Raw genomic sequence first — 11,920 nt, 5'->3', positions numbered from 1 at the left:
TTTTTCATAAGGAAAACCCATGTCAGGCTGGTGGACCATTATCTCGACAGAAACACCGGAGCAAATGGCCGACATGACGAAAGTCAACAAGGACGCTTTTCTCGCCACCTGGGAAGCGGGCCTGTTCGGCACCGACTGGATCGCGCAACTATGCCAGCAAGGCAAGGCGACCCAGCTATCGTTCAACGGCTTTCCCAACCGCTACACGGCACTGGCGGACGTCGTCGTGCCCCTGCTGCAGGCGGGCATCGCCGAGGCACAGGATGGCGAATTTCCACAGGGCCAGCTGACGGGCTGGCCCGGCTGCATTACCGTGCACCAGGAGCGCATCGCCGCATGTGAGCCTGGTCAACTGCTGACCATAGAAGTGTGGGACCAATCGTAAATGATGATCAAAGGCAAATGGTTTAGACTGATGCGCAGCTGCAACTAGAGGAGTTCATGATGGGATTGGCAATTTCGGTCGGCGCCCTTGCCGACCTGCTGGAAGAAGACCCGGAAGGCGCACAGTGGCTCGTCACCGCTTTGGAGGAAGCCAATCTGCTGCTGCAAAAGGCGGGGTTGCCACAGCACAGCGAACCGGCCACGCTGCCGCAACTGGACTCGCGCGCCATGCTCGATTCCTTTCCATACAGCTTTCTGCACACCCTGCGCCGCGCTTACGCCCACGCGCGCCTGGATGCGCAATGGCGCGCCACGCCACTGGCCGAAAACGAGGATGCAACGGGCGATCCGGTGCTCGAGGCCGCGCAGGATGACTTTGGCAGCCACCTGATCTGCCATTCCGACTGCGAGGGCTTTTATTTCCCCCTCGTCTTCGAGCAGGTCATTTTTGCCGATGAGGAACACGCGCTGCTGGGCGGCATGCTGGGTTCCTCGTACAGCTTGCGCGCTGAACTCGTCAGGGTCGCGCCCGCACTGGGCATTTTCCTGCTGGGCGACGAGCTCAGCGATGAAGAGGCGGCGCGCATCAATGCGCGCATCGACGCGGAAGACGGCCTGGAACGCGAACTGGTCGCCTGGCTGGCGGCCTATGAGGCATGCCGCCTCAGCATTGCGCATAAAACGGCGATCGTCTTCAATTGAGCATGCGTATACGCTCCGCCATCGCCAGCGACTGGCCAGCCTTGAAGGCCACGCGCCTGGCCGCCCTGCTCGACGCGCCCACGGCCTTTGGCGCCAGCCACGCCAGCGCGGCCGGTTTTTCCGATACCGACTGGCAGCAGCGCGCCACCAGCACGCCACAGCGCACGTTTTTCCTCGCCTTTGATGGAGAACAGTCCATCGGCCTGGCCGCACAAGTGGTGGCCGGCAACGGCGAATGTCATCTGATCGCCATGTGGGTGCATCGGGAATATCGGGGCCGGGATGTCGCGCAAAGCCTGGTCGACGCCGTGAAACAGTGCGCCGTGAGCAATGGCCACACACGCCTGGTGCTCGACGTGGCGCCGGAGAATGCGCGCGCGGCGGCGTTTTACCAGAAACAGGGCTTTGTCTTTTTACCGGAATGGGAAGCGCTGGAAAGCCATCCGCATATCCACGTGCAGAAGATGGAGTGGCTGGCGCCCGCATAAGTATTAACCAATGGAGAGGTGCAAAGCGATGCTGCGATCTATGTCGACACTCCTGCTATTGACTGTCCTTGCCGGCAAGGCGAGCGCAGTGAATATTCCGGATATCGTTCTTGAATACGCCCATGCGTTTGCTCAAACACAGGCGGCGGACACGCCACTACCGACACCGCCAGCCGACTACGCGCAGTGGTTCTTTCAAGGCTTGACCCATCCATCGGGCGGGATCGTGACGCAATCGGCCGCCATGCGTGACGCCTACGTGAATGGCCAGCGCTATTGGCGCGATCATCCGTCCGAACGGGCCAATATCATGGCAGGCTATGGCTACCGTGCCATCGAGCGCGATGGCGTCTGGTCGCGGGGCTTTGAACGAAGCGTTTTCCAGCCGGTCCCTAGTGACCTGGACGGTGACGCCGGCGCCTGGTGGTTCAACTCCTTCGGCAGCGTTGCGTGGCGGGACGTCGGCCTGGTGGCGCCCAATTCCAACTATGAGCAGCCGCGCGTGCATATTGTCGGTTATCTCAGTCCCAAAGGCCATTATGGCCATCTGGGCGCCTATGAACGTGAAGTCCTGGTCACGTCGGGCGTCGCCGTGCAAGCCGCAGATCATTGAGCGCGAATCCGGATAAACGCGATTTCACGCATTCCATTCATCCCGATTGACATCCTGTCTTAAAAACTTCCTGGCGCCTGTGTTTTTTTCTACACTCATGCGGGGGAGCGCAATATTTTCGCCCTGCCCGTCGAGCAAGGTCCGCTGTATGAGAAGGCCGAGCTGAGCGTGAACCGCAAGGCGGGGTCGGTCCGGTGGATTCCCTACGTCAGGAGCGCGGCCACCAGCGACACCGTCCGCCGCCTGGGCGACCTGCGGCTGGCGTGCGAAGTGCATTGGGCCATCGACAAGGACACCTTGCCATTTGCCATGCGCACGGCGATGGGCGCACTGGGCGGCCCCTGCAACCTCGTATCGCAAAAGGGAACCTACAGCTTTTCCGAACCACGGCGCATCACGGCCGCGACGATCAGCTACAACGGCAAAAGCGCGCCCGTGCCCTTCAGTGTAACGTCGTTCACGCCGCCGTTGCGCGAGCAGGACTGGAGCGACGACAGCGTTGTCGAGCTGACGTTCGACGACACCCAAACTGCGCGGTGATTATTTCACCCGCTGCTTTTCCAGCTTGCGCGCCAGAGTGCGCCGGTGCATGCCCAGCCTTCTCGCCGTTTCCGAAATATTAAAATCCGTCTCGGCCAGCATTTCGTGGATGCGTTCCCATTCCAGGGTCTTGATGTTGGTGGCGCGGTTGGTCAGTTCGATGTCGGCGTTGCCGGCCACGTGGCCGAAAGCCGCTTCGATGTCGTCCGTGTTCGACGGCTTGGCCAGATACTGGCAGGCGCCCAGCTTGATGGCTTCGACGGCCGTGCCGATGCTGGCGTAGCCGGTCAGCACGACGATCAGCATTTCCGGGTCGTGCTGGTGCAGCATCTGCACGCAAGCCAGACCCGAGGTGTTGCCATTGAGTTTCAGGTCGACGACGGCGTAGTCGGGGCAATGCTGTTCCAGCAAGGCGCTCGCTTCGTCGAAATTGGTGGCCAGGATGACCTGGTAGCCGCGCCGCTCGAACGAGCGGCCCAGGGTGCGGGCAAACGCGGCGTCGTCTTCGATGATCAGTAACAGACGGTCATCCTGCATGGTGGTCGCTTTCTCTTTCCAGTTTGATGGCTGCCAGCGGCAAGGCCAGGTGCACCACCGCCCCGCCCTGCACCCTGTTGCGCGCCGTTACCGTGCCGCCCAGGGTGCGCGCGACATTGACCACCAGGAACAAACCGAGGCCGCCGCCCGGCTTGCCCTTGCTGCTTTGATACGGTTTACCCAAGTGCGTCAGCATCGATGGCTCGAAGCCGGGGCCCGCATCGGTAATGACCAGGTGCAAGGCGTCCGCTTCGCGCGTCGCTTCGAAACGCAGCCACTCGGGCGACGCTTCCAGCGCATTGTCGAGCACATTGCAAATGGTTTGCTTCAGTGTCGAATCGAAGACGACGGGCACGTCGTGTTCGATTCGGTTATCGTACTCGAAACCCTGGATCGGGCGGCTGGTGCGCCACTCGTCGACCAGGTCGTTGAGGAAGGTATTGATCGTCGTTTTCACGGAAGATTCCCCGCGCGCCTCGCCCGCCGACAATAAAATGCCGCTGACGATGCTCTTGCAACGCTGCAACTGGGCCTGCATTTCCGTGATTTCTTCCAGCAATTCGCTGTTCTTGCTCAGTTCCGGCATGCGGCGCCAGTCGCCGAGGATGACGGAGAGTGTTGCCAGCGGCGTGCCCAGCTCGTGCGCGGCGCCCGATGCCAGCAAGCCCATGCGGATGATGTGCTCTTCTTCCGCCGCGCGCTGGCGCAAGTCCGCCACCTTGGCGTCGCCGGCGCGCTGGTTGCGGTTGATGCGCGTGATGAATACCACCAGCAAGGCGGCGTTCAGGATGAAACAGATCAGCAAGCCCTGCACGTACAGGCTGGAAAAGCCCCGCTCGGGGTCGATCGGCAGAATCAAGGGGCCGGGCAGCAAGGCCAGGCCGGCCAGGCACAGGCTCGTAATGGCCACCATGATCCACGTCGACCACACTTCCAGCAGGACGGCGCTGAGGATGACTTGCAGTAAGTACAGGAAGGCAAACGGATTGCTGATGCCGCCGCTCAGGTAGAGCTGGGCCGTCAGCACGGTGACGTCGACGAGCAAGGCGAGGAACAGGGCCGTGTTGGAGACGGGCTGGCGTTCGTGCCAGCGCAGCAGGCTGGCTAAATTAAAGGCGATGAGGCAGGACAGCACTTCGAGCATGTAAGGCACGGGCAAGGCGATGCCCAGTCCCACGCCCACGCCGAAGATCGTGCTGATCTGGCCGATCACGGCCAGCCAGCGCAGCTGGATCAGCAGCTTCATGTTCTGGTGGCCGGCCGGATGTTCCATCTCGGCCGCCACCGCACCGCGCTCTAACACTTCGCGGTTGGGCAGGATCTCAATCCTGCCCGGCATGGTCGCTCTCTTGAACACCGCTGGCGCGGCGCGCGCGGCGGCGCTTGTCTTCGCGCACGAGCCACCACGTGATGCCGGCCACCATCAGGGCCAGGGCGAACCACGTCAAGGCGTACACGAGATGGTTGTTATGGAAGGAAATCACGGTCAGTCCGCCGACGGGAGCGTCACTGGCCATTTCCGATTTTGCCTTCGCATCGACAAAATATGGCGCCACGTTGGTCAGCATGTGCGAAGCGCCGATGGCGGCCACGTCGCGCGAATACCAGTGCTGCGTGGCGGGACTGTTTTCGCGCAGGAAACCGCCGCCCGTTTCGCTGACGCGCAGCAAGCCGTCGACGTGCACGACGCCGGCCGGCGTGCTGGCGGCGATGCTTTCCCGTTTCGGCACAAAGCCGCGGTTGACCAGCACGGTGCTGCCATCGGCCAGACGCAATGGCGTCATCAGCCAGTAACCGCTGCCCAGTGCCGTCGTTGCTTGCACCAGGGTATTGAAAATGGGGAGATAGGTACCGGAGAGTCGCACATGGCGGTATTCGTCCGTTTGCTGCGTGATGCTGGCCCAGGCTGCGGGTCCAGGTGCGTCCGTTGCGGGCGCATGTACGCGTTGTTCGACGCGCTCGATCAGGTCAAGCTTCCAGAACAGGCGCTTGACTTGCCAGGTGCCAAGGGCACAAAAACCGGCAAACAAGATCCCCGCGAGCAAGGCCAGTGCATATCGCACGACCATGCCGCGTGGGCCTGGCGCGGCATCTTGCGATGCGGCGCCAGGGGCGCGCCCGGTGTTGCTTGGGCGCGTGTTGCTCATCATGGAGCCGTTTTCGTATGCATGTACTCAGGCATCAGATCCGGCATCATGTTGTGGTTCATGTGATACATGACCCACAGGGAACCGGCCATGGCAATGCCCACGATCATGATGGTGAAGATCAGCGCCATCATGTTCCAGCCGCCTTCGGACTTGGTGTTCATGTGCAGGAAGTACACCATGTGTACCACCACTTGAACAGCCGCGAACGCCAGCAGGACCAGGCCCATGGTGCCCGAGTTGGTGATGGCTTTCGTCATCACCAGCCAGAACGGAATGGCCGTCAGGATCACCGACAGGATGAAACCGATCGTGTAGCTTTTCAGGCTGCCATGATCGTGGTTGTCATGGTGGTGGCTATCGCCGTGTGTGTGGTGGTCGCTCATGGCAGCACTCCCATCAGGTAGACAAAGGTGAAGACGCCGATCCAGATGACGTCCAGGAAGTGCCAGAACAGCGACAGACACATCATGCGGCGGCCGTTTTCCGGGGTCAGGCCATGCTTGTTCAACTGGAACATCAAGGTCACGAGCCAGATCACGCCGAACGTCACGTGCAAGCCGTGGGTACCGACCAGGGCGAAGAACGACGACAGGAACGCGCTGCGCTGCGGGCCGGCGCCTTCGTGGATCAGATGAATGAATTCATACATTTCCAGCGACAGGAAGGCCAGGCCGAACAGGCCCGTGATGCCCAGCCATACGAGGGTGCTGCGCAATTGCTTGCGCTGCATGGCCAGCATGGCGAAGCCGTAGGTGATCGACGACAGCAGCAGCATGGCCGTGTTGACGGCCACCAGCGGCAGGTCGAACAGCGCGGCGCCCGTCGGGCCGTCCGCGTAGCTGCGGCCGACCACGGCGTATGTGGCGAACAGACAGGCGAAGATCAGGCAATCGCTCATCAGGTAGAGCCAGAAACCCAGCAGGCTGCCGTTTTCCGGGTGGTGCTCGCGCACAAAGTAGCTGCGCGTGCTTGGTGCGGCGCCAGCGGCGCCGGTGTTATGGGCGATGGTATCAGACATGGCTGCTCAGCAATTTAGTATAAGCGTCTTCGGTACGGACCACTTCTTCCGCAGGAATGTAGTAATCGCGCTTGTAGTTAAAGGTATGGACGATGATGGTGACCATCATGATCACGAAGCCGATGCTGGCGACGAGCCACATTTGCCAGATCAGGCCAAAACCAACCAGTGCGCTCAGCGCGGCGATCACGAAACCAGCCCAGGTGTTCTTCGGCATGTGGATCTTCGTGAAACCGGACGTCGGACGCTGGTAACCGTGTTTCTTCATGTCAGTCCATGCATCGAGTTCGTGCACTTGTGGCGTGAAGGCGAAATTATAGTCTGGCGGTGGCGACGACGTCGACCATTCCAGCGTACGGCCACCCCATGGGTCACCGGTCACGTCGCGCAGTGCGTGACGGTTGCGGTAGCTGACGAAGAACTGGATCAGCATGGAGCCGATGCCCAGTGCGATCGAGACGGCGCCAAACCAGGCGATGATGGTCCAGATTTGCAGCGATGGATCTTCGAAGTGGTTGACACGACGGGTCACGCCCATCAGGCCCAGCACGTACAGCGGCATGAAGGCCAGGTAGAAGCCGACGAACCAGAACCAGAACGAGCACTTGCCCCAGAACACGTCGAGCTTGTAGCCGAAGGCTTTCGGGTACCAGTAGTTAATCGCAGCGAAGACACCGAAGACCACGCCGCCGATAATCACGTTATGGAAGTGGGCGATCAGGAACAGGCTGTTGTGCAGCACGAAGTCAGCTGGTGGTACGGCCAGCAGCACGCCGGTCATGCCGCCGATGGTGAAGGTGACCATGAAGCCGATCGTCCACAGCATGGGCAGTTCAAAGCGGATACGGCCGCGGTACATGGTAAACAGCCAGTTGAAGATCTTCGCGCCCGTCGGGATCGAGATGATCATCGTCGTGATGCCGAAGAAGGAGTTGACGCTGGCGCCCGAACCCATGGTGAAGAAGTGATGCAGCCATACCAGGTACGACAGGATCATGATGACGCAGGTGGCGTACACCATCGAGGCGTAGCCGAACAAACGCTTGCTGCTGAACGTGGCGACGACTTCCGAGAACACGCCGAACAGTGGCAGGATCAGGATGTAGACCTCAGGGTGACCCCAGATCCAGATCAGGTTGACGTACATCATGGCGTTGCCGCCCAGTTCCGTCGTGAAGAAGTTAAAGCCTGCAACGCGGTCCAGCGACAGCATGGCCAGCACAGCCGTCAGTACCGGGAACGCGGCGACGATCAGGATGTTGGTGCACAGTGCGGTCCAGGTGAAGACGGGCATTTTCATCCAGGTCATGCCTGGCGCGCGCATCTTGACGATGGTGGCGATCAGGTTGACACCGGACAATAGCGTCCCGACCCCGGCAATCTGCAAGGACCAGATGTAATAGTCTACCCCCACGTCCGGACTGCCGACGATGCCCGACAGCGGTGGATATGCCAGCCAGCCCGTACGGGCGAATTCGCCGACGAACAGCGAAGCCATGACCAGGGCGGCGCCCATGGTGGTCATCCAGAAGCTGAAGTTGTTAAGGAATGGGAAAGCCACGTCGCGCGCGCCGATTTGCAGCGGCACCACGTAGTTCATCAGACCCGTCACGAAAGGCATCGCGACGAAGAAGATCATGATCACGCCGTGGGCGGTGAAGATCTGGTCGTAGTGATGTGGTGGCAGGAAGCCGGCATTGTCGCCAAAGGCAACAGCCTGCTGGGTACGCATCATCAGCGCGTCGGCAAAGCCGCGCAGCAGCATGACGAGGCCCAGGATCATGTACATGATACCGATTTTTTTATGGTCGATACTGGTGATCCAGTCGCGCCACAGGGTACCCCAGACGCGGAAATACGTCAGTGCCGCAACGAGTGCGATACCGCCCAGGGCAACCATGGCAAAGGTCACCAGCAGGATAGGTTCGTGAAATGGAATTGCATCCCAAGTCAGACGGCCGAATATAAGCTTCGTCAGATCAATATGGTCTAGCATTGTTACTCTCAGAGAAAAAAGGGAGGCGCCAGGCAAACGGCGCCAGTATCTGCAGCGCAATGCGCTGCGGGATTCATGCAGTTGTTACTTGGCTTGAACGCCCTTTTCAACCACTGCATCGCTAGCGACTACTGCCGTTACGGCCGCTACCGGGCTATTTGCCATCGTCAACTTATATGGCTGGACCGGCGTCACGCACAGGGCGTCGGAAACGATGGTGCGGTTCAGGATTGCCTTGTACAGGTCGTTAGGCACGGCGCTGTAGCGGCGCACCGGATCGCGTTCGCTAGGCTGGGCCAGCGACAGGTAGTCGTCGCGGTTCAGCGCGCCGCCACCGGCACGTGCCGATTCCACCCATTTGTCGAAGTCCGCATCATTGACACCGTGGAACTTGAAGCGCATGCCCGAGAAACCGGCACCGCTGTAGTTCGCGGAGAAGCCCTTGTAGACACCAGGCTTGTTGATGACGGCATTCAACTGCGTTTCCATGCCCGGCATGGCGTAGATCTGACCTGCCAGTGCGGGGATGAAGAACGAGTTCATGACGGACGACGCGGTGATCTTGAAGCGGATCGGACGATCGACAGGCGCGTACAGTTCATTCACGGAAGCGATGCCTTGCTCCGGGTAGATGAACAGCCATTTCCAGTCCAGGGCCACGACTTCGACGATCATCGGCTTGTGGCTGGCAGGAATTGGGCGGTTGGCGTCGATACGGCTCAATGGGCGGTATGGATCGAGGGTGTGGGTGCTGATCCAGGTCAGCAGGCCCAGCACGATGATGATCAACAGGGGAGCGCCCCAGATAATCAGCTCGAGGCGAGTCGAGTGGTCCCAGTCCGGCTCGTATTTGGCCGCGGTGTTGTTTTTTCTATAGCGCCATGCGAAAAGCAGGGTCAGGGCGATTACCGGAACGATAATCAACAGCATCAGCAATGTCGAGATGACAATCAGATTGCCTTGCTGAACTGCGATGTCACCAGACGCGTTCAGTACCACCGTATTGCAACCAGCCAACAATGCGAGAGGTAAAAGAAGCAGTCCGCGACGAACTTTTAATGAAAACATACAGGAAAGTCCAGTACAGGGGATGAAGATATGGTACTGTATTCTCACTGGAGCGCGTTGGCAATTGGACGTTTTGTCCACCCCCTTGCTCGGATTTTCACTGGGTGGCTGCGGAGTTTTCCTACAGCTATCTATTGAATAGTCCTACTCCGGGCGTGAGACACCCGGGGTATGTTACGCGTTGGCCGAACTCGAAACTATATTGGAGACGATCATCATGTCCAGCACGCGCATACACAGCGGGGATGTACCCGCCGACTTTTCCCCCCACTCCCTGCGCGACGCACGCGGGGCCGGCACGGTCGAATCGCATATCGACCCCGGTGAGATCGCCGTCGGCGTGATCATCGGCCGCGCTTCCGAATACTTTGACTTCTTTGTCTACGCCATCGCCTCGGTGCTGGTGTTTCCGCGCGTCTTCTTCCCGTTTGAAGAACGCCTGGAAGGTACCTTATATGCATTCCTGATTTTCTCGTTTGCCTTCATCGCCCGACCGTTCGGCACCGTGATCTTCATGGAGATCCAGCGCCGCATGGGACGCAGCGCCAAGCTGACGTTCGCCCTCTTCCTGCTGGGCGTGTCGACGGCCGGCATCGCCTTCCTGCCGACGTATTCCCACCTGGGCTTTGCCGCCATCATCTGGCTGTCCGTGCTGCGCATCGGCCAGGGCGTGGCGCTGGGCGGTTCGTGGGACGGCCTGCCTTCGCTGCTGGCCCTGAACGCGCCGGAAAACAAGCGCGGCTGGTACGCCATGCTGGGCCAGCTGGGCGCACCCGTCGGCTTCCTGATCGCCGCCGGCCTGTTCTGGTTCATGCTGACCACCCTGACGGATGAAGATTTCCTCGACTGGGGCTGGCGCTATCCTTTCTATGTGGCTTTCGCCATCAACGTGGTGGCCCTGTTTGCCCGTCTGCGCCTGGTGTCGACGAATGAATATGCGCGCCTGCTGGACGAACGCGAACTGCAGCCCGTAAGCGTATTTGAAATGAGCCGCGGCCAGGGCCGCAACGTGCTGATCGGCGCCCTCGCCGCGCTGGCCAGCTACGCCCTGTTCCACCTCGTCACCGTGTTCCCGCTGTCGTGGATTTCCGTCTACCAGACGCGTTCCGCTTCGGACTTCCTGCAAATCCAGATGCTGGGCGCCGTACTGGCCGCCATCGGCGTGGTGATTTCCGGCTTGCTGGCCGATAAAGTGGGCCGCCGCACCACCCTGGGCGTGCTGGCCGTGCTGATCGCCATCTTCAGCGCCTTCGTGCCAACCCTGATGGGTGGCGGCAATACGGGCCAGGACGTGTTCATCCTCGTCGGCTTCAGCCTGCTGGGCTTGTCGTACGGCCAGGCAGCCGGCGCCGTGACGGCCAACTTCCCTGCCCGCTTCCGCTACACGGGCGCGGCCTTGACATCCGACCTGGCCTGGCTGGTCGGCGCCGGCTTCGCACCACTGGTGGCGCTGGGCCTGTCGGCCAACTTCGGCCTCGCCTATGTCAGCTTCTACCTGCTGTCGGGCGCCGTCGCTTCGCTGGCCGCCCTGAGCCTGAACCGGGCGCTGGAAATCCGCGACTGATATATAGACTGACATATATAGAGAGGTAATTGGGGTGGCAACCCGCCGCCGCCCCAAATCACCCCAAAAACGCCGGCACCGTCCGGCGTTTTTTCGTTGGTCGGCTTAGCCCGCAGGGCGTAAGCCGACAGGCGCCGCCACGAAGATCGTCAGATTACGCTGCGCTAATCTGACCTACGCAGCTAAACCCCGGCCCGGCTCACTGTATCACCAGTTGCCGCCCGCCCGTGCCTTCCCTCTTCGGCAAGTCCAGCAGCAGCACGCCATTTTCATAGCGGGCCTGCGCGCCGGCCTCGTCCACCTCGTGCGGCAGCACGAAGCTGCGGTATTGCTGGCCGTACTCGCGTTCGCTGCGCACGGTCTTGCCGCCACCGTCGCGCGTCACTCGCTCATCCTTGAGTTCGGCGCTGATGGAGACGCGGCTGCCGTCGATGGAGACCTTGATATCGTCTTTATTCACGCCTGGAATGTCCGCCTGTACCTGATAGGCTTGTTCGGTTTCGGAAATGTCGACACGCATGCGTGACGAACCGCCATCGCGCAGGCGCAAGGCGGGCGCGAAAAAGTCGTGCATGAGTTCTTCCATGTCGCTGAACGGGCCGAAACGTGCCAGCGGGTTTTGCGGATCGCGACGGATCAGTTGATTAGCCATGATGTCCTCCTGCATGGGCTGGTTTGCACACGGCGGCCGTCCGCTTGGACGTCGCCACCTCCTGCATCTTAGAATGCTAACAACCAATCTCTTTGATCTGTCTCAATCATGGCCACCTTGATTTTCCTTCTACTTTCATCTGTGCGCTGCCCCGCATTGCACTGCCTTGTGCCTGCGGAAAATGCCCCAAGGCTGTTATGCTAGCGCA

Annotated in this window: 14 protein-coding genes; 6 read left to right on the top strand and 8 right to left on the bottom strand. The window is 60.5% G+C overall.

Going from position 1 to position 11,920, the window contains the following annotated elements:
• Nucleotides 1-19 precede the first annotated feature (19 nt).
• From GYK42_RS10455 to GYK42_RS10435, 5 genes are all read left to right on the top strand, one after another.
• Nucleotides 20-385 (top strand): hypothetical protein, encoded by a 366-nt coding sequence (locus GYK42_RS10455; protein WP_166447445.1) that lies wholly within the window; start codon nucleotides 20-22, stop codon nucleotides 383-385.
• A 56-nt stretch (nucleotides 386-441) separates the two neighbouring features.
• Complete coding sequence (locus tag GYK42_RS10450; protein WP_240943540.1) at nucleotides 442-1,086, top strand: hypothetical protein; 645 nt, start codon at nucleotides 442-444, stop codon at nucleotides 1,084-1,086.
• A 2-nt stretch (nucleotides 1,087-1,088) separates the two neighbouring features.
• Nucleotides 1,089-1,574, top strand: coding sequence for a GNAT family N-acetyltransferase (locus tag GYK42_RS10445; protein ID WP_166447444.1), 486 nt, complete (start codon nucleotides 1,089-1,091; stop codon nucleotides 1,572-1,574).
• A 40-nt stretch (nucleotides 1,575-1,614) separates the two neighbouring features.
• A complete protein-coding gene (locus tag GYK42_RS10440) occupies nucleotides 1,615-2,187 on the top strand; it encodes a hypothetical protein (RefSeq protein ID WP_166447443.1) in 573 nt (190 codons plus the stop codon).
• Nucleotides 2,188-2,355: 168 nt separating this feature from the next.
• The gene (locus GYK42_RS10435) at nucleotides 2,356-2,727 is read left to right on the top strand and encodes a hypothetical protein (RefSeq protein WP_166447442.1); all 372 of its coding nucleotides are present in this window, start codon (nucleotides 2,356-2,358) and stop codon (nucleotides 2,725-2,727) included.
• Here the strand turns inward: GYK42_RS10435 and GYK42_RS10430 are convergent, their stop codons facing one another.
• The 7 genes from GYK42_RS10430 to cyoA form a co-directional block, all read right to left on the bottom strand.
• Entirely contained in the window at nucleotides 2,728-3,264 is a 537-nt protein-coding gene (locus GYK42_RS10430) for a response regulator transcription factor (RefSeq protein WP_099377157.1), read from the bottom strand.
• Complete coding sequence (locus GYK42_RS10425; RefSeq protein WP_034748064.1) at nucleotides 3,254-4,603, bottom strand: ATP-binding protein; 1,350 nt, start codon at nucleotides 4,601-4,603, stop codon at nucleotides 3,254-3,256. Before GYK42_RS10425 ends, GYK42_RS10430 begins: the two co-directional genes overlap by 11 nt.
• Nucleotides 4,587-5,414, bottom strand: a complete 828-nt coding sequence (locus GYK42_RS10420) for an SURF1 family protein (RefSeq protein WP_166447441.1) — start codon at nucleotides 5,412-5,414, stop codon at nucleotides 4,587-4,589. The genes GYK42_RS10425 and GYK42_RS10420 overlap by 17 nt, the downstream gene beginning before the upstream one ends.
• Nucleotides 5,411-5,797: a cytochrome o ubiquinol oxidase subunit IV gene (gene cyoD / locus GYK42_RS10415; RefSeq protein WP_034748058.1), complete on the bottom strand. Its 387-nt coding sequence runs from the start codon at nucleotides 5,795-5,797 to the stop codon at nucleotides 5,411-5,413. The genes GYK42_RS10420 and cyoD overlap by 4 nt, the downstream gene beginning before the upstream one ends.
• On the bottom strand, nucleotides 5,794-6,432 hold the full coding sequence (gene cyoC / locus GYK42_RS10410) for a cytochrome o ubiquinol oxidase subunit III (RefSeq protein WP_034788486.1): 639 nt from the start codon (nucleotides 6,430-6,432) through the stop codon (nucleotides 5,794-5,796). The genes cyoD and cyoC overlap by 4 nt, the downstream gene beginning before the upstream one ends.
• Nucleotides 6,425-8,428, bottom strand: a complete 2,004-nt coding sequence (gene cyoB / locus GYK42_RS10405) for a cytochrome o ubiquinol oxidase subunit I (protein ID WP_046682725.1) — start codon at nucleotides 8,426-8,428, stop codon at nucleotides 6,425-6,427. The genes cyoC and cyoB overlap by 8 nt, the downstream gene beginning before the upstream one ends.
• A gap of 84 nt (nucleotides 8,429-8,512) precedes the next feature.
• Nucleotides 8,513-9,496, bottom strand: coding sequence for a ubiquinol oxidase subunit II (gene cyoA / locus GYK42_RS10400; protein ID WP_046682726.1), 984 nt, complete (start codon nucleotides 9,494-9,496; stop codon nucleotides 8,513-8,515).
• Between the two features lie 217 nt (nucleotides 9,497-9,713).
• Here cyoA and GYK42_RS10395 point away from each other — a divergent pair, with 217 nt between their 5' ends.
• Complete coding sequence (locus GYK42_RS10395; RefSeq protein WP_166447440.1) at nucleotides 9,714-11,060, top strand: MFS transporter; 1,347 nt, start codon at nucleotides 9,714-9,716, stop codon at nucleotides 11,058-11,060.
• 199 nt (nucleotides 11,061-11,259) lie between these two features.
• On the opposite strand, the gene GYK42_RS10390 is transcribed toward GYK42_RS10395, so the two are convergent.
• Nucleotides 11,260-11,712, bottom strand: a complete 453-nt coding sequence (locus tag GYK42_RS10390) for an Hsp20/alpha crystallin family protein (protein ID WP_166447439.1) — start codon at nucleotides 11,710-11,712, stop codon at nucleotides 11,260-11,262.
• Nucleotides 11,713-11,920: the final 208 nt, after the last annotated feature.

Source organism: Janthinobacterium lividum (assembly GCF_011601275.1).
GTDB classification, from domain to species: domain Bacteria; phylum Pseudomonadota; class Gammaproteobacteria; order Burkholderiales; family Burkholderiaceae_D; genus Janthinobacterium; species Janthinobacterium lividum_E.
Note: the sequence above shows the minus strand (reverse complement) of the source record. Positions and strands in the feature narration are given on the sequence as shown.